The organism is Christiangramia pacifica (genome assembly GCF_057221535.1).
Genome location: NZ_CM170146.1, coordinates 2,072,597 through 2,095,061, shown reverse-complemented (window position 1 = coordinate 2,095,061; position 22,465 = coordinate 2,072,597). Strand labels below are relative to the sequence as shown.

At 38.3% G+C, this 22,465-nt stretch carries 22 protein-coding genes; 15 read left to right on the top strand and 7 right to left on the bottom strand.

The window, feature by feature from the left end:
* Nucleotides 1-24 precede the first annotated feature (24 nt).
* The 3 genes from AC2S94_RS09780 (at nt 25) to AC2S94_RS09770 (ending at nt 1,943) form a co-directional block, all read left to right on the top strand.
* Nucleotides 25-483, top strand: a complete 459-nt coding sequence (locus AC2S94_RS09780) for a DUF1801 domain-containing protein (RefSeq protein ID WP_484628415.1) — start codon at nt 25-27, stop codon at nt 481-483.
* 210 nt (nt 484-693) lie between these two features.
* Nucleotides 694-1,158: a DUF4168 domain-containing protein gene (locus tag AC2S94_RS09775; protein WP_484628414.1), complete on the top strand. Its 465-nt coding sequence runs from the start codon at nt 694-696 to the stop codon at nt 1,156-1,158.
* Nucleotides 1,159-1,328: 170 nt separating this feature from the next.
* Complete coding sequence (locus tag AC2S94_RS09770) at nt 1,329-1,943, top strand: M48 family metalloprotease (protein WP_484628413.1); 615 nt, start codon at nt 1,329-1,331, stop codon at nt 1,941-1,943.
* Here the strand turns inward: AC2S94_RS09770 and AC2S94_RS09765 are convergent.
* A complete protein-coding gene (locus tag AC2S94_RS09765; protein WP_484628412.1) occupies nt 1,940-3,478 on the bottom strand; it encodes a GH3 family acyl-acid amido synthetase in 1,539 nt (512 codons plus the stop codon). The genes AC2S94_RS09770 and AC2S94_RS09765 overlap by 4 nt on opposite strands.
* A 234-nt stretch (nt 3,479-3,712) precedes the next feature.
* Between AC2S94_RS09765 and AC2S94_RS09760 the strand changes: the two genes are divergently transcribed.
* From AC2S94_RS09760 to yidC, 6 genes are all read left to right on the top strand, one after another.
* Complete coding sequence (locus tag AC2S94_RS09760; protein ID WP_484628411.1) at nt 3,713-4,300, top strand: carboxymuconolactone decarboxylase family protein; 588 nt, start codon at nt 3,713-3,715, stop codon at nt 4,298-4,300.
* Between the two features lie 20 nt (nt 4,301-4,320).
* Nucleotides 4,321-5,190, top strand: a complete 870-nt coding sequence (locus AC2S94_RS09755) for an ATP-binding protein (protein WP_484628410.1) — start codon at nt 4,321-4,323, stop codon at nt 5,188-5,190.
* A complete protein-coding gene (locus AC2S94_RS09750; RefSeq protein WP_484628409.1) occupies nt 5,187-5,555 on the top strand; it encodes a response regulator in 369 nt (122 codons plus the stop codon). Before AC2S94_RS09755 ends, AC2S94_RS09750 begins: the two co-directional genes overlap by 4 nt.
* A gap of 2 nt (nt 5,556-5,557) precedes the next feature.
* Nucleotides 5,558-5,791, top strand: a complete 234-nt coding sequence (locus tag AC2S94_RS09745) for a DUF3820 family protein (RefSeq protein ID WP_484628408.1) — start codon at nt 5,558-5,560, stop codon at nt 5,789-5,791.
* Nucleotides 5,792-5,910: 119 nt separating this feature from the next.
* Complete coding sequence (pyrG, locus tag AC2S94_RS09740; RefSeq protein WP_484628407.1) at nt 5,911-7,551, top strand: CTP synthase; 1,641 nt, start codon at nt 5,911-5,913, stop codon at nt 7,549-7,551.
* Nucleotides 7,552-7,597: 46 nt separating this feature from the next.
* On the top strand, nt 7,598-9,451 hold the full coding sequence (gene yidC, locus AC2S94_RS09735) for a membrane protein insertase YidC (protein WP_484628406.1): 1,854 nt from the start codon (nt 7,598-7,600) through the stop codon (nt 9,449-9,451).
* A gap of 67 nt (nt 9,452-9,518) precedes the next feature.
* Here yidC and AC2S94_RS09730 read toward each other — a convergent pair whose 3' ends face one another.
* Nucleotides 9,519-10,535, bottom strand: coding sequence for a fasciclin domain-containing protein (locus AC2S94_RS09730; RefSeq protein ID WP_484628405.1), 1,017 nt, complete (start codon nt 10,533-10,535; stop codon nt 9,519-9,521).
* Between the two features lie 88 nt (nt 10,536-10,623).
* Here AC2S94_RS09730 and AC2S94_RS09725 point away from each other — a divergent pair, with 88 nt between their 5' ends.
* From AC2S94_RS09725 to AC2S94_RS09705, 5 genes are all read left to right on the top strand, one after another.
* Nucleotides 10,624-11,289, top strand: a complete 666-nt coding sequence (locus tag AC2S94_RS09725; protein WP_484628404.1) for a toxin-antitoxin system YwqK family antitoxin — start codon at nt 10,624-10,626, stop codon at nt 11,287-11,289.
* A 36-nt stretch (nt 11,290-11,325) separates the two neighbouring features.
* Complete coding sequence (locus tag AC2S94_RS09720) at nt 11,326-11,715, top strand: lipocalin-like domain-containing protein (protein ID WP_484628403.1); 390 nt, start codon at nt 11,326-11,328, stop codon at nt 11,713-11,715.
* 115 nt (nt 11,716-11,830) lie between these two features.
* Nucleotides 11,831-13,018, top strand: coding sequence for a tRNA 2-thiouridine(34) synthase MnmA (gene mnmA, locus AC2S94_RS09715; RefSeq protein ID WP_484628402.1), 1,188 nt, complete (start codon nt 11,831-11,833; stop codon nt 13,016-13,018).
* Between the two features lie 22 nt (nt 13,019-13,040).
* Entirely contained in the window at nt 13,041-14,645 is a 1,605-nt protein-coding gene (locus AC2S94_RS09710) for a S8 family serine peptidase (protein ID WP_484628401.1), read from the top strand.
* A complete protein-coding gene (locus AC2S94_RS09705; protein WP_484628400.1) occupies nt 14,645-15,592 on the top strand; it encodes an NAD(P)H-dependent flavin oxidoreductase in 948 nt (315 codons plus the stop codon). The genes AC2S94_RS09710 and AC2S94_RS09705 overlap by 1 nt, the downstream gene beginning before the upstream one ends.
* Here the strand turns inward: AC2S94_RS09705 and AC2S94_RS09700 are convergent.
* The 4 genes from AC2S94_RS09700 to guaA are packed head-to-tail and all read right to left on the bottom strand — an operon-like array spanning nt 15,589 to nt 20,066.
* Nucleotides 15,589-16,134, bottom strand: a complete 546-nt coding sequence (locus AC2S94_RS09700; protein ID WP_484628399.1) for a DUF922 domain-containing protein — start codon at nt 16,132-16,134, stop codon at nt 15,589-15,591. The two genes, AC2S94_RS09705 and AC2S94_RS09700, sit on opposite strands and share 4 nt — an antisense overlap.
* Nucleotides 16,131-16,532, bottom strand: coding sequence for an OsmC family protein (locus AC2S94_RS09695; protein WP_484628398.1), 402 nt, complete (start codon nt 16,530-16,532; stop codon nt 16,131-16,133). The genes AC2S94_RS09700 and AC2S94_RS09695 overlap by 4 nt, the downstream gene beginning before the upstream one ends.
* Nucleotides 16,516-18,504, bottom strand: coding sequence for an amino acid ABC transporter substrate-binding protein (locus AC2S94_RS09690; protein WP_484628397.1), 1,989 nt, complete (start codon nt 18,502-18,504; stop codon nt 16,516-16,518). Before AC2S94_RS09690 ends, AC2S94_RS09695 begins: the two co-directional genes overlap by 17 nt.
* Nucleotides 18,505-18,536: 32 nt before the next feature.
* Complete coding sequence (gene guaA / locus AC2S94_RS09685) at nt 18,537-20,066, bottom strand: glutamine-hydrolyzing GMP synthase (RefSeq protein WP_484628396.1); 1,530 nt, start codon at nt 20,064-20,066, stop codon at nt 18,537-18,539.
* Between the two features lie 311 nt (nt 20,067-20,377).
* Between guaA and AC2S94_RS09680 the strand changes: the two genes are divergently transcribed.
* Nucleotides 20,378-21,103: an SIMPL domain-containing protein gene (locus AC2S94_RS09680; RefSeq protein ID WP_484628395.1), complete on the top strand. Its 726-nt coding sequence runs from the start codon at nt 20,378-20,380 to the stop codon at nt 21,101-21,103.
* Here AC2S94_RS09680 and AC2S94_RS09675 read toward each other — a convergent pair.
* A complete protein-coding gene (locus AC2S94_RS09675; RefSeq protein ID WP_484630908.1) occupies nt 21,100-22,464 on the bottom strand; it encodes a pyridoxal phosphate-dependent decarboxylase family protein in 1,365 nt (454 codons plus the stop codon). The two genes, AC2S94_RS09680 and AC2S94_RS09675, sit on opposite strands and share 4 nt — an antisense overlap.
* Nucleotide 22,465 lies beyond the last annotated feature (1 nt).

Genomic DNA, 22,465 nt, shown 5'->3' with positions numbered 1-22,465 from the left:
TTTTAGAATGTAATTCGAAATCCTATGAAAATTGAAGCTACTTCTGCGTCTGATTATATCAAGAAACTTCCACAGGAAAGAGTTTCGGCTATGACAAAATTACAAAAGGTTATTAAGGAGAACCTTCCTGAAGGTTTTGAAGAGACCATTAATTATGGAATGATTGGTTATGTAGTGCCGCATAGAATTTATCCTGATGGCTACCATTGTGATCCCAATTTACCGCTACCTTTTATGAACCTGGCTTCTCAAAAAAATTATATTGCAGTCTATCATATGGGCATCTTTGCAGATAAAGGTATGAACGAATGGTTTATTGGGGAATTTAAGAACAGAACCGGTAAAAAACCGGATATGGGAAAAAGCTGTATCAGATTAAAGGATTTAGAAAATATCCCTTACGAACTAATAGGTGAATTAGCCTCAAAAATAAGTGTTGCTGAGTGGGTTTCTACATATGAAAGATCGATTAAACGATCTTAGCCCTATTTTGCGGAAATCAGTTACAATCTAACATGTCAGATCTGCACAAAGATCATATCGAGCAAAATCTAGCTAATTTTAATTAACATCCTTAAGCCTAAATTTGTTAAACCTTCCTTAAGAATTCAGCGTCATTTCTTAAAGCTAATCGATTATCCAGATCTAGGCACAGTTTTCGTACAATCAGTAGTAAATTATAAAATAAAGAAAATGAAAAAGTTATTTAGTAGTCTGTTATTTGTCGTTGCTGTAGGAACCGCTTCAATGTCGGCTCAATCTACCACAATGCCACAACAACAGGAACAAATAGAGGTGAGCGATGCAGAACTTAATCAATTTGCTGAAGTATTTCAGAAAATGAGAATGATGAATCAGGAGGCACAGAAGGAAATGATGGCTGTGGTTCAGGATCAAAATTTCGAATTGCAACGTTTTAACGAAATTCACCAGGCAAAAATGGATCCGAAAAAAGAAGTTGAAACAACCGCAGAAGAAGATAAAAAATACAATGCAGTAGTTTCAGAATTGGAAGAAATGCAACCTGAGTTTCAGAAAAAAATGCAGGAAGTTATTACAGAAAGTAATCTAAGCCTGGAAAGATATCAGCAAATGGCGATGGCTTTGAGATCTGATGCTGAACTTCAGCAGAGACTTCAGGAAATCCTGAAAAGCTAGATAATTATTAAATATTGATTTTAAAAAGCAGATCAGTTTGATCTGCTTTTTTTTTAAGTCTATTTTAAAATTTGAAAAACTATAAGGCACCAATTTTGTTGTAATTTGGTAAATAATAATATTATATGACAGGCACGATAAAAAAAACCATCTTTCTAATTTCTTTTTTGATGATTCTGCCTGCGTGTTATGCCCAGAAATCAACCATGCAACAAAAAGACAGTTTAAAATTTACGAATAAGATTGTACCAGATTCAATCTGGAGAGAAGCATATGTTGCTTTTTCTCATTATCCGGAATTAAAAGATACTCCTATTGAAATTCGATTTAAAAAGAATATTAAAAAGTCTTTTATGCAGGCGCAACCAAAACTAGGCGGCATTTTTAAGAATCGAAAAAATAGAAGCTACCTTATCTTTATCAATGAAAAGTTCTCTATTGAAGATGAAGTATTTGATGTTTCTGATGTACCTTCAGAAGTGCTGGTTGGCTGGATTGGCCATGAATTAGGTCATATTATGGATTACCGTGACCGGTCTGCAATGGACTTATTATGGTTCGGGATAAAATATGTAACTTCCAAAAATTACATTAGGGAAGCTGAAAGAGCTGCAGATACTTATGCAGTAAATCACGGTCTTGGTGAGAATATAATCGCTACCAAGGATTTTATTCTGAATCATTCAAAACTTTCAGACACTTATAAAGACAGAATTCAGGATCTTTACCTGTCCCAGGAAGAGATTATGGTGCTGATCGATGAAATTCATGAAGAAACCGATTAACTAATGGCTCCCTGTTCTTTCAGAAATTCCTGCCAGTCTTTTAGTTTCTCTTCATTCATCACTTTTTCCATTTTCACCTGACCTCCTTTTTTCTTATTACGCGCGTTCCATTCATGAAACATATTTGGATCTATGGTGGTTACCTTAACTCCGTGTAAAGCTTTACCTCTGGCAACTTTGTAATTCTTATTCGCATTTTTCAACGCATTATCCAGCGCCTCTGCAAGCTTTTCATTATTTGCCTCATCTCCAGTACCAAGGTACCAGTAATGATAATATTCATTGTCTTCTTCAGATCTTTTTGCTGCTACCACGAATTCAGGAATTTTAATATCGAATTCTTTTTCAAGCTCCTGAACCGCATCATTCATTTTATTCACTGACAATTGAGAACCAACTACGTTCAGGAAAAATTTAGTTCTTCCGGTAATTCTGATCTCATGCTTTTCTTTATCGGTAAACTTTATGGTGTCTCCAATCAAATATCTCCAAGCTCCACTAACCGTAGAAATTAATAATACGTAATCTACATCCTCTTCAACTTCAGAAAGATTCACTACTGGTGCATCATCAGTTAAAGAACCGTCTTCTTTGATATAATCCGGTTTAAATGGAACAAATTCAAAATAAACACCATTATCCAGGATCAATTTCATGGAATGCGTATCTGGTCTGTTCTGAAGTGCTAAAAAGCCTTCTGAAGCAAGATAGGTATCAATTACCTGAACGGGTTTACCAAGCAAAGCTTTGAAGCTTTTTTCGTAAGGTTCAAAAGCAACACCACCTGAAGTATATACCTGAAGGTTTGGCCAAATTTCGTGGATGTTATTTAAATCGTGATACTCGATCACCTTTTTCAGCATCAATTCCATCCAGGAAGGAATACCGCTCAAAGCCCCGATATCCCATTCTTCTGCGGTTTCGGCGATTTTCTGAACACGATCATCCCATTCTTCGATTTTAGATATTTCCTCGCCCGGTTTATAATAACCTTTAAACCAGAAAGGAATATTACTAGCACTAATCCCACTGATCTCTCCTTCTTCATGGTCTCCTTCTTTTTGAAGATCTGTAGAACTTCCCAGCATCATGATATCTTTCTCGAAAAAATCTGGCGGAAGATCAAAATTACTTAAGGCACTCACCTGCTTGATTCCCGCATTACGTATAGAATCCAGCATTTCTTCAGTAACCGGTATTCTTTTACTGCTCTTACCAGTAGTCCCAGAACTTAGAGCAAAATAGGGTGGTCTTCCAGGCCAGGTAACATTTTCTTCACCTTCGTGATATTTATGCCACCATTCCTTATCAATTTTATTGTAATCAAAGTAAGGTACCCGGCTACTAAATTCCTTCTGGATATCTTCAGATTCTAAAATTTCTTCGAATTTATAGTGCTTACCGAAAGACGTATTTTTAGCTTTCTTAAGTAGTTCTCGAAGTACCTCTTCCTGGTTTTTTTCTGCCTCTCCTTCCGTAGTAAAACTCTCTTTAAGATCTATAAGACTTTTGATGATAGAACCGAATATTGCCATTTTTCGTATATGATTTTTTTGGAATGCTAAAGCTAAAAATACCCTGAGAGAAGGGCTAAAGATTACCAAATATTTAACGAGCTATTTATGTAGTATACGACTTACAAATTGTTTGACTTTATTAGGAAAATATTCTGAAAACGTTAAAATCCTCTGAATATCGATGAAAGACAAAAAATAACTGTAATCTTTACACTTTAATCCGAAATATTAATATTCCCCTACAAAATCTCTATGGACCAAAATCTAACCGAGACCCAAACCAGGTTTAAAATGGTATCCTACGAGCAGGCTTCGCCTCAAGTACAGGAAATTTACGACGACACGAAAAAAACCTTACAACTTCCCTTCGTATTGAACTGGTTTAAATGCCAGGGTGATAACGAACTTCTTCTTAAAGGAAACTGGAGTAAATTAAAAAACACTCTAATGGAAGGACAGGTTCCAAACGTATTAAAACAACTCATCATCTATAACGTTTCAAAAGAACGAGGATGTAATTATTGCTCACATGCCCACGGTATTTTTGCTGATAGCATGAGTTCTATGATTTCTGATGAAAACGGTTTTAGAGCAACCCAAAGTATGAACTCACCTTCCATGCCCGTTAGTTATAAAACGGCTATCCAGGTAGTGACCAAAGCAGCTTTAAACCATTCTCAAATTTCAGATGAAGATTTTGCAAAACTGGAAGAAGCCGGTTTTACTTCAAAAGAAATTCAGGAATTAATGGCTCAGGCAGACTTAGTAAACATGCTGAATACGATCGCTGATGTTTCAGGTATCAAAATAGATAACGAATTGCTTGAAACTCCACAGTAAAGAATTAGGTCGTTAACTTAATGCGTGGTATCACCCAAAATACTTCCCAACTTTATAGGATTACCTATGAAGCTTATTCAAAATTTGCCAACGATGTAAATCGCTGCGGAGATCTTGATGAGGTTGCTGATGTTTGTAAAACTCATCTTAAATATCTTCTGAATTTCAGAATTATAAGGATGACCATTCATCAGGGAGATAAACTATTCTTTTTTGAATTATATGGCAATAATATCTGGTTCGATCTTCGTGAAGAAACTGATATCTTTCCTTATGAAAAAGAACTTCTGGAAAAGGGTATCCCCATTATAACCAATGAAATCCCGGATAAACTTCTACGGGACAAGGTTGATGTACATTCGTTATACGATCCTGTTCTTTGGGGATGGTGTTTTGATAAAGCTGATAGAAAAGTATTAGTATCTTTGCTCGCCGACCAGGAAAAAGTATTTTCGGTCGGCGATGTTGAGATCCTAAAACTGGTAGTGGATTGTATCCAGTCAAAATTCAGTGAGATCTATCTGAAAAGACAACTGGCCATACAAAACCGAAATCTTTCTGAAGCGTACGACACCATTAAATCTAAGAATCGCGAGATTGAGCGTATCGTAGAAAATCAGAAACAAACCATTAAGGATAGGACGAGGGAAATTGTTCAGAAAAATGAAAAATTACTCCATGTTCTGGCGTTGAACTCACATAACATTAGAGAACCTTTATCCAGAATTCAAGGGATCGTACAACTTTACGGCCTTATGGAAGATAAGGAGTCTCGAGAAGAATTACTTCCAAAACTGGAAACTACGGTAGAGGAAATGGATGATATTTTAAAGGAAGTTGTTGATATGGCTACAGACGAATTAATGGAATTAAAGGCCACAAAATTATGAAGAAGATCTATCTGGTAGACGATCAGCCTATTTCAAATTTCATTACCAAGAAATTGTTAGAGCTGGAAGGTTTTCAAGGTTTTGTAAAAGATTTTACAGATCCTACCGAGGCATTCAATTCTGTTGCTGAAGATGAAGATGCATTGATCTTTCTGGATTTGAACATGCCGGTGATGAATGGGTGGGAATTCCTGGAAGCTCTAAAAAATCATAACATTTTTCATCGTATCATTATTCTTACATCAAGTACCAGCAGGATCGATAAAGAAAAGGCCAAAGAATATCCTAATGTGATCAAGTACATGGTGAAACCCATGAACAAAAAGAAGTTTTCAGAACTTTTTGATTACTTAAAAGCTTCCTAACCTTGCCAGAGCCAGATCCACAAAAATTACTCGAGCTAGCCTATGCAAAAATGCATTTCGGCAAGTATAAAGATTATTACTTATCAGATATTCCTGAACCATATTATGTTTGGTTCAGGCAGAAAGGTTTTCCTCCCGGTAAACTTGGAGACCAGATGCAACAGGTTTTCGAATTAAAAATAAATAGCCTTGAAGGGCTGCTACGCCAGATCAGAAAACGGTATCCAAGACCATAATTACAGCATTTTAAACCTGTTAAAAAGGTCTTAATAATAGCTTTCCAATTTAGTGGCTTTTTCTATTCTTCTTTGTAATTTAGCGCCCTGAATAAAACAACACAACAAACTAGATTAAAATGGCCGATACCAAGTATATATTTGTTACAGGAGGTGTATCATCTTCCCTCGGAAAGGGGATCATTGCAGCTTCTTTAGCAAAATTGTTGCAGGCTCGGGGATTTAAAACTACTATTCAGAAACTGGATCCATATATCAACGTAGATCCGGGAACCCTAAATCCCTACGAGCACGGAGAATGTTATGTTACTGAAGATGGCGCTGAAACCGATCTTGACCTTGGTCATTACGAACGTTTTCTAAACGTAAACACATCACAGGCAAACAATGTTACCACCGGTAGAATTTACCAGAGCGTAATCGAGAAAGAGCGCCGTGGTGAGTTTCTGGGAAAAACCGTACAGGTAGTTCCCCATATCACCAATGAGATCAAAGAGAGAATTCAGATCCTTGGTCAGAATGGAGATTATGACATCGTGATCACCGAGATTGGCGGAACTGTGGGTGATATTGAATCCTTACCTTATATTGAAGCGGTTAGACAGCTGAAATGGGAACTTGGAGATGATAATGCTCTTGTGATCCATTTAACCCTGGTTCCTTATTTATCTGCAGCCGGAGAATTAAAGACAAAACCAACCCAGCACAGTGTAAAGACACTGATGGAAAGTGGTATCAAAGCTGATATTCTTGTTTGCCGTACAGAGCATGAACTTTCAGATGATATTCGCAGGAAGCTGGCCATATTTTGTAACGTGAGACAGGAAGCGGTAATTCAAAGTATTGATGCTCCTACGATCTATGATGTTCCAAACATGATGCTGAAAGAAGGTCTGGATACGGTTACCTTGAAAAAGCTTGCGTTGCCAGATGAAACCACTCCTAACCTGGATCGCTGGAACCAATTCTTACAAAGACATAAAAATCCGAAAGCAGAAGTTCATATTGGCCTTATTGGAAAATATGTGGAACTTCAGGATTCTTACAAATCTATCCTTGAAGCATTTATTCATGCGGGAGCGGAAAATGAAGTTTCTGTAAAAGTGGAATATATTCATTCAGAATTCATTAATGACAGTACGATCCATAATAAAATAAGCCATCTTGACGGAGTTTTAGTGGCTCCCGGATTTGGTGAAAGAGGAATTGAAGGTAAAATCGATGCCGTAAGATATGCGCGTGAAAACAACCTGCCTTTCCTAGGTATCTGTCTTGGAATGCAAATGGCAGTAATCGAATTTGCGAGAAATGTGCTGCAATTAAAAGGAGCCAATTCAACTGAAATGGATTCTGCAACCAAACACCCGGTGATAGATCTTATGGAAGCTCAGAAAGAGGTGACTCATAAAGGAGGCACCATGCGTTTGGGAGCCTGGGATTGTGAACTTACTAAAGACTCCATCATTCATAGAGTATATGGTGAGGACATGATCAAGGAACGTCATCGCCATCGCTATGAATACAATAACAAATACAAAGAACAGCTGGAAAATGCGGGTATGCTAAGTACAGGTATCAATCCGGAAACAGGTCTTGTTGAGATCATTGAACTTAAAGATCACCCATGGTTCGTTGGAGTTCAATACCATCCAGAATACAAGAGTACGGTAGCAAATCCACACCCACTATTTGTTTCTTTTGTGAAGGCGGCACATGAACATTCCGTAAAACAGAAAAATGCCAAGATGGCACAGAAGTAAAAAATGGTCGTTTTTTTGACCAGCGAAGAACAAGCAAAATTAAATAATGGAAGAAAAGAAAATAGACGTTCAATCCATAATCGGATTTATTCTTATTGGAGGTATTCTTTTATGGATGCTCTACAACAATACTCCTGATGAAACTGCCGTGGAAGATCCGGCAAATACAGAACAGGTTCAGCAGGTTTCTCAAAATGAGAACAATAATTCTGATGACCAGGTTGCAAACAGACAGCCGAATGATTCTACAGCACTAGCTGATGCACAGCGCCGCCTGGGAGCTTTTGGTTATTCTGAGACTCTAAGCTCAGCTCAGGGAGGAACCACCACTATTTCTAACGATGTACTCGAACTTAAAATTTCAAATAAGGGTGGATATATTGAAGAGGCCAGGCTAAAGAATTATAAGACTTTCGATTCTATTCCAGTTCATCTAATCAAAGATGGAAATGCTTCATTCAACATGAAATTCAATACTACCGACGGTAGAACATTGAATACAGAAAACCTGTTTTTTGAACCGGAATTGACTGAAACCAATGGCGGCCAGATCCTTTCCATGAAATTGAAAGTTTCAGAAGACGAATACCTGGAATATCGTTACGCCATGCGCCCGGGAGAATATATGCTGGACTTCAACATTCGTTCTCAAGGATTAACGGGAGTTCTTAATTCTTCTATTCAACCAGTTCTGGACTGGAAACTGAAGGGTTACCGCCATGCCAAGAGTATTTCTTACGAAAATCGTTATACAGATTTAATTTATGAATATGACGGTGGTGACGACGGAAGCGTTTCCAGCGGAGATGAAGAAGAAGAGGATATATCTTATATCGCATACAGACAGCATTTCTTCACTTCGATTCTTTTAACCGACAATCCATTTAAGACAGGCACTTTTGAAGTTGAAAACCTTGTTGAAGATGAAGAAATTGATACGGTTTTCACCAAGACTTTTGCTTCCAGCATTCCTTTAGAATTGAAAGCTGGAGAGCTTAATTACAATATGAACTGGTATTACGGTCCTTCAGATTATAAGATCCTGAATGATTATGACCGTAATCTTGATGAGATCATTCCGCTTGGATGGGGAATATTCGGATGGATCAATAAATATCTTTTCATTCCATTCTTCGCTTTTCTAGCTGGTGTATTACCAAGCTACGGACTTGCGATTATTGCGATGACTATCGTAGTTAGAATTGTGCTTTCGCCAGTCACCTATAAATCTTATCTGTCTCAGGCGAAGATGAAGATCTTAAGACCGGAGATCAATGAACTGAACGAGAAGTATAAGGACAATGCGATGAAAAAGCAGCAGGAAACCATGAAGCTTTACAGCAAGGCGGGAGCCAGCCCTATGAGTGGATGTCTTCCGGCGCTGATGCAAATTCCGGTTTTCTATGCCTTATTCCAGTTCTTCCCAAGCGCTTTTCAGTTAAGACAGAAAAGTTTCCTTTGGGCAGACGATCTATCAAGCTACGATGTGATCGCAGAATTACCATTCACAATTCCTTTTTATGGTGATCACGTTAGTTTATTCCCGATTTTAGCTTCCGTAGCTATCTTCATTTATATGATGATGACTACTGGACAAAGCATGCAGGCGAACCAGCAGCCGGGAATGCCAAATATGAAATTCTTAATGTACCTGTCCCCTCTTGTAATGTTGATCTTCTTCAACAACTATGCGAGTGGATTATCTCTTTATTATTTCACTTCCAACCTTATTACCATAGGGATTATGTTAGTGATAAAATACGCGATCATTGATGAAGATAAAATTCATGCAAAGATCCAGGAGAATAAGAAGAAGCCTAAAAAGCAGAACAGGTTTACTAGAAAGTTCCAGGAAATGATGGAACAGGCTGAAGAGCAGCAAAAGAAACAGAAGAAATAATTATAAAAAAAGCCCGGTTCTCACCGGGCTTTTTTCATCAAAACAATTACACAATTTATTTAATCATCTATTCAAGTGTTGGTAGTAAAACCATATCTATAGCATGTATAACTCCATTCGTGGCCTGAACATCTGCAGCAATAACTGTTGCCATTCTCTCGTTCACATCAGTAATACTAACATTTTCACCAACGTTTACAGTAACATCTTCTCCCTGTAATGTGGTTACCGCCATGTCATCAGACAATTCATCTGACGTAACATTGCTTTCAATGATTACATGATATTGTAAGGTTGCTGCCAGAGTTTCAGAATCAAGGTCTCCAAGACCACTGATCTCAAGTTCTTCTAAAAGTGCTGCAAAAGCATCATCGGTTGGGGCAAAAATGGTGAAGGGCGCTGGAGATTCTGTTGATTGTAAAGTTCCTACTAATTCTTCCATAGTAAGGGCCTCAGCAAGAATTGAAAACATTGGATCTGCCGTGGCGAAAGTCGTAACATCCGGCAAGCCTATAACGGCATCCACTGCATGAATTACTCCATTATCTACCTCATTATCTGCGGAAGTAACCGTGCTCATTCCATTCAACACCACGCCATCTGAAGTATTGATATAAAGGCTAACGTTTTCGCCATCAGGTCCCGCTTCCGCAAGACTTTCAATATATCCTGTTTCAAGATCGGTTGACATTACGCTTCCTGGCTGAACGTGATTCATTAAAATCATTGTTAGAACATCTACAGGTACATCATCTAATGATGCAAAATCGTTGGCCTCAAGAAAAGCATCAAAAGCGGCATTGTTAGGGGCAAAAACTGTGTATTCCGTATCTCCGTCTAAGGTTGCAATTAGATCAGCCGCCTCCAGCGCTGCACCAAGGGAAGAATAATCATCGTTGGAATTAACGAAATCCACGATGGTATTGCTCTCTGTCATGTCATCGGTTGGATCTGGACCTTGATCTGGATTCACGGTCATATCATCATCGATCATAAAGTCATCATCTTCATCGCAAGCAACAAACCCGAAACAGATTATCACCGCTAGAAGTGTTAACTTGGCATTTTTTAAAATAAAATCCATAATTCTGAGTTTTAATTATTGACTAGTTTTTGATTTATTATAAAAATAAAACCAATCTCTATTTAATTTTGTTTAATAATTGTTAATTATGATTAAACAGACTGTTTTTTTAACATTAATATCCTTATTTCCAGTACTTTGCGTTTCACAAGAGAACCAATTTGACGATAATGGACGCAGGAACGGCTATTGGAAAGTAAATTTTGATGGTACCGATAAGCCCAAATTTGAAGGTAATTTTGAGCATGGTAAGGAGACTGGAAAATTTAAATTTTATAAAAGAGGATTTTACGACCATCCAACCGCGATTATGAATTTTGACCAGGAAAATGATTCCGTTCATGTGGTTTATTATACTCAGCAAGGCAAATCGATTAGTGAAGGTATGATGCTCAATAAAAAAAGGGAAGGAAAATGGCTATATTATCATCAGGAATCTGATAGTATCATGATGACTGAAATCTACAAAAATGATAAACTAAACGGACTGCAAGAAACCTATTATAAGAATGGGGAGCCTGCCGAGCGCACGTATTACAGTAATGGATTAAAAGATGGTTCCAGCTGCATATATGCAGGAAATGGGCAGGTCACCAAAGAACTTAACTATAAAAACGGAGAGCTACACGGAAAAGCGGTTTATTACAATCCTGATGGCACCAAAATTCGCGAAGGATTTTATACAGAAGGAAAAAAATCGGGTTACTGGAAATTTTTCTCTGATGGAAAACTCGAATCTGAAGAGGATTATTAATAATTGAATATATTTGATTAACTAAAATATCTACTTATGAAAAAGATTTTAATACTATTTGTGACCATTGCCCTACTCACTGCATGCAGCGATGATGATTCAGGGGATGATGGAAACATTGTTGGAACCTGGTTATTGGTGGAAGCCAATAATATTCCGGGATACACAGTAAATGACTGTACAGGACGATCTACAATCACTTTTAATTCAGATAACACAGCATCGTCTACCTTTTACTCTAATGTTGAAGGAGAATGTGTTTCCAACGACGATACTGGTAACTGGAGTAATTCTACGGCCAACCAGTATACTATCGAGGTTCCGGGTCTGGGAGATTTACAGGGTACCGTGAATTTCAATGGTTCCAGGTTTACATTCATTCCAAATGATTTTCCTGCTTCAAGTCTAACATTTGAAAGAAATTAGAAGTATTGAAATATTGAAATTAAAGGTGGCTTTCGCCACCTTTTTTTATTTCGTAATTTTGTGCCCGCTTATCCGACTCTTATAGCGGTCATTGAGAAAGTATAAAATATAAGTAATGAAAAAAGTTGTTGTCGGTTTATCTGGAGGAGTAGATTCTAGTGTCTCTGCCTATTTATTAAAGGAACAGGGTTATGAAGTCATTGGTCTTTTCATGAAGAACTGGCACGATGATTCTGTTACAATTTCAGATGAATGTCCCTGGCTGGATGATAGCAACGATGCCATGATGGTGGCCGATAAACTTGGCATTCCATTTCAAACCGTAGATCTTAGCGAGCAATATAAAGAGCGCATCGTTGATTACATGTTTAATGAATATGAAAAGGGTCGCACTCCAAATCCTGATGTGCTTTGTAACAGGGAGATCAAATTTGATGTTTTCATGAAAATTGCCCTTTCCCTCGGAGCAGATTATGTAGCTACAGGTCATTATTGCAGAAAATCGCAGTTTGAGAAGGATGGCGAAACCATATACCAGTTATTATCCGGTAAAGATAATAACAAGGACCAATCTTATTTTTTATGTCAGTTAACCCAGGAACAGCTCTCAAAAACTTTATTCCCGATTGGTGAATTACAGAAATCTGAAGTAAGAAAGATCGCTGCAGAACAGCAACTGGTTACTGCTGAAAAGAAAGATTCACAGGGACTTTGTTTCATCGGTAAAGTAAGGCTTCCCGATTTTCTTCAGCAGAAATTAAAGCCAAAAGAAGGAGTTATTGTGGAAGTATCGGCGGAAAATGAAACCTTTCAGGAAGAAGAGATCAGTTTTCACAACAAAATTGACCAGCTTAAACATCTTTCCAAAAAATTCAATTATCGAAAAGATGATGGAAAGATCGTTGGAAAGCACCAGGGCGCTCACTATTTTACCAAAGGTCAGAGAAAAGGACTTGCTGTTGGAGGAACTCCGGAACCTTTATTCGTAATTGATACAGATGTAGAGGAAAACGTGATCTATACAGGTCAGGGTAAAAATCACCCGGGAATTTATCGCCAGGGCTTATTTATTGCACAGGACGAAGTGCATTGGGTTAGAAAAGACCTTGCCATTGAAAATGATGAAGAGTTAAGAATCAAGGCCAGAATTCGATATCGCCAGCCATTACAAGATGCTACGCTTCACCAAACTGAAAATGGCATGTATGTGATCTTTGATGAACCTCAGGCATCCATAACAGAAGGACAATTTGTAGCCTGGTATAAAAATGAGGAGTTGTTAGGTTCGGGAGTTATTTCGTAAATTGAAATAATTTGCTCCTACCATGAAAAAATTACTTCTATTTTTTTTATTCATAACCTCTATATCCCATTCTCAGGAGGAACACGCATGGATTTATTTTATAGATAAACCTCATGTTCAAGAAGCACTGAACGATCCCAGCACCATATTAAGTCAGAAAGCCATTGCGCGAAAAGAACTTCGAAATACGCCCATAGACGAGCGTGATGTACCGGTAAACGAAGAATATATTTCCAGGATCAAAATGCAGGAGGGCATCACTGTGAAAGCCAAGTCTAAATGGTTAAACTGTATTCATGTTCTTGGTTCTAAAGAAAATATTTCTGAACTGGAAAAACTTGATTTTGTTGCTGAGATTGAATTCGCCAGTGACCGCAATAGTGGAAGATCAAAGTTAGTACCTCTTCCGGTAAAGGGTAAACTGGATATTTCCACAAACTATAATTATGGAGCTGCGGAGCTTCAAACGGAAATGCTGAATACTAATTATCTGCACGAAAACGATTTTACAGGTGATGGAATTACGATTGCTGTGTTAGATTCTGGATTTCCGAATGTCAAAACAACAGATGGTTTTAATTACCTCATAAATTCTCTCAATCTTTTTGGAGGTTATGATTTCCCGAACAGGTCTGAAGATTTCAATAATGCAGGTCTTGACACTCATGGATATATAGTTCTTTCTACTATGGCAGGCTTTGTAGAAAATGCTTTTGTGGGAACAGCGCCAGAAGCATCATATTATCTATTCAGGACAGAGGTTGTAGATTCAGAAACTCCAGTGGAAGAAAGCTACTGGGTTGAGGCGGCAGAAAGAGCTGATAGCCTTGGTGTAGACATCATCAATACCTCACTGAATTATACTTTATTTGATGACCCCAGATATAATTATGCTCCGGAAGATATGGATGGAGAAACCGCTTTTATCTCCAGAGGGGCAAATATCGCAACGGAAAAAGGTATTCTGGTCGTGGTTTCAGCCGGAAATAGCGGAGATGAAGATTATTTTCAGAGAATTGGTGCTCCAGCAGATGCCAATGTCCTCACGGTAGGAGCAGTTCAGAAAAACAGATCTTACGCATATTTTAGTTCCATAGGCCCTACGGAAGATGGAAGAATTAAGCCAGATATTGCTGCACTAGGCTTAGATGCAATTGCCATAGATAATCAATCTCGAATTCTTCCTTTCTCCGGAACCTCCTTATCAGCACCGATAATAACGGGATCTATCGCAAGCTTCTGGCAGGCAGATCTAAGTCTTACCAATCTCGAGGTAATGGATCTGGTAAGAGCTTCCGCCAGTCAATTCGAAGATCCAGATTATCAAATTGGTTATGGGATCCCCGATTTTGAAAAGGCACTGAATTTATTAATAGACAAAAATGAAATTATTCCTGATGTTGAAGAGCTGATAATTCAGCAAAATCCGGTTTCAGATCAATTAAGATTTTATAATCCAACAGATGGTACGTACGATATAACAATGTTCAATACTTCCGGACAGGTTATTCTGAAGAAGAAAAACGCAGTTGAAGAAATAGATCTTTCAGGTTTTTCCAGAGGAGTTTATATTGCTATGTTTGAACAAAATAATTCAAGACAATCTTTTCTAATCATTAAAAAATAATGTCTACCAGTAATAAAATTACGCAGCTTTTTAATATTGAATATCCTCTTATACAGGCCGGAATGATCTGGGCTAGCGGGTGGAAACTGGCCAGTGCGGTTTCCAATGCCGGTGGCCTTGGTATTATTGGCGCCGGATCTATGTATCCGGAAATACTAAAAGAGCATATTCAAAAATGTAAAAATGCGACCTCTAAGCCTTTCGCTGTGAACGTTCCCATGCTATACCCTGAAATTGATAAGATCATGGAGATCATTATCGAAGAAGGCGTTCAGATCGTCTTTACTTCAGCTGGAAATCCTAAGACCTGGACAAGTCGTCTGCAGGAACACGGGATTAAGGTTGTGCACGTGGTAAGCAGTGTAAAATTTGCTATGAAATCTGAAGAAGCAGGTGTAGATGCCGTGGTTGCTGAAGGATTTGAAGCTGGTGGTCATAATGGAAGGGATGAAACCACCACATTCACCCTAATACCGATGGTAAAAGAAAAAATTTCCATTCCACTGATCGCTGCAGGAGGAATCGCGACTGGTAGAGGGATGCTTGCTGCTATGGTTCTTGGCGCAGATGCTGTACAAATAGGAAGTCGATTTGTGGCAACACCGGAAGCATCATCGCACCAAAATTTCAAGCAGATGGTTGTGGACGCGAAAGAAGGTGATACCGTGCTTACCTTAAAAGAACTTGCGCCGGTTAGACTGTTGAAAAATAAGTTCTACCAAGATGTGCAAAATCTATATTCAAAAGCTCCGAGCAAAGAAGAATTAATTGAATTATTGGGACGTGCCAGAGCAAAAAAAGGAATGTTTGAAGGTGATCTTGAAGAAGGTGAACTTGAAATCGGGCAGATCTCTGGCTTGATCCATGAAATAAAACCCGCGGCTGAAATTGTAAAAGAAATTGTAGAAGAATTTAAAGTTGCCAAACAGGAAGTTGCCTCTTTTTAAAGTGCAAATTCTTTATATTTAATCAATTGCTCTGCAATGAATTTCCTCCATTGCAACTCAGCAGACTTATTTTCGCTGTGACTGGTTTCTTTATCAAACCTATTTTGCATGGAAACCCTTTCTGATTCAACAGCCTTGTAGATTTTTTTAAGATCCTGACGAATATTTCTGCCTATTTCATACTCCTGAAGTTTCATTCGCAATTTTCTGGAATGCAGTTCAGAAATATCAAAATGTAGTTGTTCGTGAGCCAGTAAATATTCTTCGTTCTGAATATCCTTTACCCAGGAAAGATTCGGATAGAAATTAGTGTAAACTTCGTGGTTTAACTCAGGTTTTCCGTTAGAATTACTGTAATTCCAGGTATAACCCATACCGGAATTGGTATTGGCCGAAAAAGAAATAGATTCATCTGGAACAGCTTTAAAGTCGGCCCAGGTTAGATCTCTTTGCTCATTCCACCTGATCTTTAATTGCTCGCTTTGGGAATAAGCGACAGTATTAAATGAAAAGATAAAAAAGAGGAAAACCAGGATTTTCATGAATATTGAAAAGAAATGTTCTTTACGATATCAGGATGCAAACTTTGAAGTACAGGACATGTTTTACCCGCTTTTTCTAGAATTTTAGTGTTCTTATCATCAAATTCCTTAGGAAAGCTAAGATGAACATCTATCTGCGAAATTCTTCTTGGTTCTGAAGCCATAGTTTTGGTGACTTCCGCAGTAGCTCCCGTTATATCCAGACCTAAGGCATCTGCTTTAATTCCCATAACTGTAAGCATACATGTAGCCAGAGCGTTTGCAACCGTATCTGTTGGAGAGAACGCCTCCCCTTTTCCATGGTTATCAACTGGTGCATCGGTGATCATTTTAGAACCACTTTGCAAGTGTTCAGACTCTGTGCGCAGCCCGCCTAAATATTTAACTTTTGATGTCATCTGCTTCGGTTATAGTTAGGTCTTCGTTCAATTGAAGGATATAGATTGCATCATTGGTAAATCCGCCATCAGGATTTGGCATATAATGAAACTTACTCTCGTAATATTCAGTATAACCAGGGTACTTTTCAAATGATTCATAAAGATCTTCAGCCGAAGCAAGTCTCAATAAAATATCCATAGTTAGGTCATATCCTCTAATGGCATACTTATTTGGTTCTATATTGAATCTATCTTCATAATCTTCTATGAACTTTTCAGAAATTGCACTATCGTATTCCTTGTCTACAGATGGGTATCGAAATTTAAGTTTTCCCAGGTGATTATTGGAAATAATATCACTTTCGTAGGCGCTGTTTTTGTTGGTAGTAAGTAAGGTAATATCATATTTTCTGGCCAACCTGTTCAATGCTGATGTGGTGCTACTCACCAAATTGATATTATCTGATTCCAGGATGACCCAGTTTTCACCGGAACTCATCATTTCAGTAAGTTTAGCTTCTGAAACAAAATTATTGCTGGGATTGATATTTCTTGCTGAAGGTATCACACCGTTCAGTTCACTTTTTACCTGGTAAGATTTACCATCGGCGATGATGATCACATTTTTACCCGTAGCATTTCTTGAAAGATAATCGAACATTGCCTTTTTTGTCATTTCATCTCCGGGATTGGATTGAAAGAGATTCCTATAACCTCGCATACTTCGATTTGAAAGTGGGTTCACAACAGGAACATTTCTACTTTCCAGTCTCTGCGCAGCAGCTTCTGAAGTTTCCTGTAGAAGTGGACCAATCACGGCATCTACATTGTCAAAATTATTTGAAGAAATGATGCTGGCCACGGTTCCAGGATTTCTATCGGTATCATAAACCTTAAGATTGGTGGAAATCCCCATAGTTTTAGCGTTATCTACCGCCATTAAAACTCCACTGTAAAAATCAAGGGATATTCTAACTACTCTTTCATTTAAAATCGTGTTTCTGTAAGTTGGTAAAGAATCTGCATCAATCTTGTTGAGATGATAAGGCAACATTAGAAAAATTTCCTTTGTGTTCCTATTTTCAATCGACCTGCTGAGATCCATTTTAGTATCGGCATTCTCGCCTTTACCGGTGTAAGAATCGTCATCTGTTTCTTTTCCTTCCTTGCCATTCTGCGGAACTTTAAGAACCATACCAAATTTAAGTCCTTCTTTCAATGCAGGATTCAGTTCTTTTAGAGAATCCTGACTTACCCCAAACCGTTCTGAAAGACTGTATAAGGTTTCCTGCGGCTTCACTTCGTAGAATCTAAATCTTTCGTCAGTAATAATTACCGGCTCATCATCCAGCACATCCGTTCCTACACGAATCATCATTCCCGGTTGAAGAACCTCTACTCTTGGATTTAAACCATCAAGTTCCTTTACGGTCATTCCGTATTTTCTGGCAATGCCGTACTTGGTTTCTTTTGGCAATACAATATGTTCCCGGGTTTTGGTGATCTGCTTTTCCGGCGTTTGCTTCTTAGAAGTTGTTTTTTCTACAGGAGTATTTTGGGTTATTACTGTATTTGAATTAGTTGAACTTCCAGACGGAATACGAATCGTATCGCCCATTTGTAATTCCTTCGAATACAGCTGTTTATTATACCTCTTTATTTCATCAATACTTACCTCATATTGTTTTGAAAGACTATAAAGCGTTTCCTTCTTCTTTACCTTATGCTCAATAAATTGCGTATTCTCTGCAGCTGTGCTTTCCGAAGAAGAGCCAGCTTCACTTATCGGAATTACCAGTTTTTCATTCACTCCAATTCCCTCCCTTGCATTGGGATTATATTTGTAAATATCTTCCTCGTCTATACTATAGCTTTGAGAAATGCTAAAAACGGTCTCCCCTTTTTTTACAGTATGATATCTATAAGACTGCGCATTGGCGGCAGTCGAATAAATCTGAAAAAGAAAACATATTACAAATAAGTACTTCATTATAGTGTCGATTTAGGTTGAAATGGATTTTATTACTCCCATTCTATGGTTGCTGGCGGTTTAGAACTAATGTCGTACACCACCCTATTAACGCCTTTAACCCGGTTAATTATTGTGTTGGAAGTTTTTTGCAGAAACTCGTAAGGCAAATTCACCCAGTCTGCGGTCATTCCATCGGTAGACTCAACAGCACGAAGGGCAACCACTTGCTCATAAGTTCTTTCATCTCCCATTACTCCAACAGACTGAATAGGCAACAGGATCGCTCCCGCCTGCCAAACTTTATCATAAAGCATCCAATCTCTAAGTCCCTGTATAAATATATGATCTACTTCCTGAAGTATTCTCACTTTTTCAGCGGTAATGTCTCCAAGAATTCTAATGGCCAGTCCAGGTCCCGGAAATGGATGTCTACCCAATAATTTTTTATCTATCCCTAGCTCTTTACCTACTCGTCTCACCTCATCCTTAAATAGCATTCTTAACGGTTCCACTACTTTGAGTTTCATAAAATCTGGAAGACCTCCTACATTATGATGAGATTTGATAGTTACCGAAGGCCCGTTAACCGAAACTGATTCAATAACATCTGGATAAATTGTTCCCTGAGCGAGATAAACCACGTCTTTTATCTCATGCGCTTCATCATCAAAAACTTCAATAAAAGTATTACCAATGGCTTTACGCTTTTCTTCAGGATCACTCAGGCCTTTAAGCGCTTCCAAGAAGCGTGCCGAAGCATCTACTCCTTTTACGTTAAGGCCCATATCCTTATATTGATCAAGAACACTTTCAAATTCGTTCTTTCTCAGAAGTCCGTTATTAACGAAGATGCAATAAAGATTTTTACCGATGGCTTTATGCAGCAATACCGCGGCCACAGTAGAATCTACTCCTCCACTTAATCCTAACACAACTTTATCATCTCCAACTTTTTCCTGAAGCTCAGATACGGTAAGATCAACAAAAGCTCCCGGAGTCCAGCTTTGCTCGGTTCCTGAAATCTTTACAAGAAAATTTTCCAGCAATTGTTTCCCGTCAGTAGAATGATATACTTCCGGATGAAACTGTATAGCATAGGTTTCTTCTCCTTCAATTCTATATGCAGCATTCAAAACATCAGTTGTACTAGCCAGACGCACTCCATTCTCAGGTAATTCAATAATTGAATCACTGTGACTCATCCACACCTGTGAATTTTCTTTAATATTTTCAAACAAAGGCTCAGCATCCTTGATTACAGAAAGATTTGCTCTTCCGTATTCTCTCGTGTCTGAAGGCTCTACTTTACCGCCTGAAAAATGAGCGAGATATTGGGCACCGTAACAAACCGCTAAAATGGGCAATTTCCCTCTTATTTGAGAAAGATCAGGATGCGGTGCGTCTTCAGCTCTAACCGAGAAAGGACTTCCGGAAAGTATGACCGACTTAAAACCTGATAAATCTTCTGGAATTTTGTGGTATGGATAAATCTCGCAGTAAATATTCAGCTCTCTAACACGTCGCGCGATGAGCTGTGTGTACTGCGAGCCAAAATCTAGGATGAGTACATTGTTTTGCATGCGCAAAAATAGGAAAATGAGCTAAAAATAAAATACTAAGCAAGTATTAAATTTAAACTGATTTAAAAATCTCACTCATAAATTTTAGATACAGTTTTTTAATCCATTGTAACTAGTTTTAGAAAGTTTGAATCACCATCCTAATTTTGGTTCTTATAGAAATTGATCTATTGATCTGAAAATTCTGAAATATCTTATTTTTCCCTGCACTAAAGATCCTCGTGGAACGAGAATCTTTTCTATTGTTAATTATCTTCCTTTATTTCTGAATTGAATTAATCTTTATATTTAGCTGATTAAAAATTTCCCTTATGAAATATTTCAGTGCCATCATTTTTTCCCTAGCGATCATTATCGCTGCCTATTTCCTCGGAAATTCTTACGTATCTCGGGCCAACCCGGACGGAGTAATTTCTGTAACGGGTTCTGGAAGTGAAAATTTCGTTTCAGACCTTATTGTATGGGAAGGAAGATTCAGCAGAATGAGTCCGAATCTGGAGCAAGCTTATGAACAATTAAATCGAGATAAGGAAATTGTTAGGAAATATCTGATCGACCAGGGAATCAAAAGTGAAAACATTGTATTTAATTCTGTGCAAACCCAGGAGCAACGGGAAAATCAATATCAAAATGGGAATTTTACCGGAAGCATTTTTAAGGGTTATGAATTAATTCAACCTATAAAAATTGAATCCAACGATGTGGAATTGATCGAGGGTGTTTCGCGGGAAATTACCGAATTACTAAATAAAGGTGTACAATTTAACTCTTCCCCTCCAAGATATTATTACACCAAGATCGCCGATCTTAAGATCGAAATGATATCAAAAGCCACCGAAGACGCAAGATTGCGAGCCGAAAACATAGCAACCAATAGTGGCGAAGAACTTGGAGACCTAAAAAATGCGAACATGGGCGTATTTCAGATCACCGGTCAGAATAGCGGTGAAGATTACAGCTGGAGCGGTGCTTACAATACTACTGATAAGAATAAAACAGCTTCCATTACCATGAGGCTGGAATTTGAAATTGATTAATCCAGAGTTTTTAGGATCTCATCGATATCTTTTTCAGTAGTATCCGGATTTATAAAGCAGAATCGTACCACACTTTCGCCCTTCCAGATAGAAGGGGTCACCAGGGCAAAACCGGAATTATGATTTCTATATGTCCAGTCACGATAATCTTCTGCGCTCCAACCTTTTCTTTTGAAAAGAACGACAGAAAGACTCGCAGGTCTTACCAATTCTAAATTTTCATTTTTTTTAACCTTGTCCGCAGCGATCTTGGCCAGTTCTATTCCTCTTTCAATGGCTTCTTTATACTTATTGGTTCCGTGCATCGCCAACGAAAACCACAAAGGCATACCTCTAAGTCTTCTGGTAAGCTGAATCTGGTAATCTGCAGGATTAAAACCCTGCGCACCTTCATCCTTAAAAATTTCCAGGTAAGCCCCTTTTTGAGAATGTGCTTTTTTGGCAAGTTCAAGGTCTTTATATATTACGGCGCCACAATCATACGGAGAAAACAACCATTTATGAGGATCTATCGTTATACTGTCTGCTTTTTCAATTCCGTTAAACAAATGTCTTACTGAATTAGCCGCCAGAGCTCCACCACCGTAAGCACAATCTACGTGTAGCCAGACGTTTTCAGCTTCACAAACATCTGCAACACCTTTTAGATCGTCAATAATCCCGGCATTGGTAGTTCCACCTGTAGCCACAACTGCAAAAAGACGGTTTCTATCTTTTTCATCTAATTCTGAAATTGCATTTTTCAACTCTTCTCCTGAAAGAAACTCTTCTCCGGAATCAATTAAATGGACATCTGCATCCATCACTTTCGCCATGGACTTTATGGAACTATGTGCACCTGTAGAAGTTAATAGTAATGCTCTTTCCTTTGCATGATCAGGCTTCTGCTCACGCCATTCTTCACGTGCTGTCACCAATGCAGATAAATTGGCCGCAGTGCCTCCACTGGTAAAAACACCAAAAGCACCTTCCGGCAGTTTTGTTAAAGAAACCAGCCATTTCATAGCCTGATTTTCACAGAAAATCCCTCCTGCACCTTCCATCCAATAAGCTCCATGTATACTGGAAGCAGAGGTTACAAGGTCAAACATGATCGCAGCCCTGGTTGGTGCAGCAGGTACAAAAGCTAAATGCCTGGGATGATCTATAGGCACTGTTGCCTTTACCAGCACATCTCTGAATAATTGAAATGCGTTTTCCCCGCCAATACCTTCAGGAGTGATAGTTTCTCCAACAATCCTGAGAAGTTCTTCTTCTTTTTTCGGTGATCCGAGCTCCGGAGTTACATTGGAGATACGGTCTATGGTATATTTCATGACATCCAGCGTCATTTCTACCAGGTCCATATCTATAGTATGCATT

Coding starts and splice junctions, on each gene's coding strand:
- AC2S94_RS09690 (WP_484628397.1), bottom strand. CDS start 18,504: ATGAAGTACTTATTTGTAATATGTTTTCTTTTTCAGATTTATTCGACT.
- AC2S94_RS09775 (WP_484628414.1), top strand. CDS start 694: ATGAAAAAGTTATTTAGTAGTCTGTTATTTGTCGTTGCTGTAGGAACC.
- AC2S94_RS09760 (WP_484628411.1), top strand. CDS start 3,713: ATGGACCAAAATCTAACCGAGACCCAAACCAGGTTTAAAATGGTATCC.
- AC2S94_RS09680 (WP_484628395.1), top strand. CDS start 20,378: ATGAAATATTTCAGTGCCATCATTTTTTCCCTAGCGATCATTATCGCT.
- AC2S94_RS09720 (WP_484628403.1), top strand. CDS start 11,326: ATGAAAAAGATTTTAATACTATTTGTGACCATTGCCCTACTCACTGCA.
- guaA (WP_484628396.1), bottom strand. CDS start 20,066: ATGCAAAACAATGTACTCATCCTAGATTTTGGCTCGCAGTACACACAG.
- AC2S94_RS09770 (WP_484628413.1), top strand. CDS start 1,329: ATGATTCTGCCTGCGTGTTATGCCCAGAAATCAACCATGCAACAAAAA.
- AC2S94_RS09755 (WP_484628410.1), top strand. CDS start 4,321: ATGCGTGGTATCACCCAAAATACTTCCCAACTTTATAGGATTACCTAT.
- AC2S94_RS09780 (WP_484628415.1), top strand. CDS start 25: ATGAAAATTGAAGCTACTTCTGCGTCTGATTATATCAAGAAACTTCCA.
- AC2S94_RS09705 (WP_484628400.1), top strand. CDS start 14,645: ATGTCTACCAGTAATAAAATTACGCAGCTTTTTAATATTGAATATCCT.
- AC2S94_RS09765 (WP_484628412.1), bottom strand. CDS start 3,478: ATGGCAATATTCGGTTCTATCATCAAAAGTCTTATAGATCTTAAAGAG.
- pyrG (WP_484628407.1), top strand. CDS start 5,911: ATGGCCGATACCAAGTATATATTTGTTACAGGAGGTGTATCATCTTCC.
- AC2S94_RS09695 (WP_484628398.1), bottom strand. CDS start 16,532: ATGACATCAAAAGTTAAATATTTAGGCGGGCTGCGCACAGAGTCTGAA.
- yidC (WP_484628406.1), top strand. CDS start 7,598: ATGGAAGAAAAGAAAATAGACGTTCAATCCATAATCGGATTTATTCTT.
- AC2S94_RS09710 (WP_484628401.1), top strand. CDS start 13,041: ATGAAAAAATTACTTCTATTTTTTTTATTCATAACCTCTATATCCCAT.
- mnmA (WP_484628402.1), top strand. CDS start 11,831: ATGAAAAAAGTTGTTGTCGGTTTATCTGGAGGAGTAGATTCTAGTGTC.
- AC2S94_RS09725 (WP_484628404.1), top strand. CDS start 10,624: ATGATTAAACAGACTGTTTTTTTAACATTAATATCCTTATTTCCAGTA.
- AC2S94_RS09750 (WP_484628409.1), top strand. CDS start 5,187: ATGAAGAAGATCTATCTGGTAGACGATCAGCCTATTTCAAATTTCATT.
- AC2S94_RS09700 (WP_484628399.1), bottom strand. CDS start 16,134: ATGAAAATCCTGGTTTTCCTCTTTTTTATCTTTTCATTTAATACTGTC.
- AC2S94_RS09730 (WP_484628405.1), bottom strand. CDS start 10,535: ATGGATTTTATTTTAAAAAATGCCAAGTTAACACTTCTAGCGGTGATA.
- AC2S94_RS09675 (WP_484630908.1), bottom strand. CDS start 22,464: ATGCATACTATAGATATGGACCTGGTAGAAATGACGCTGGATGTCATG.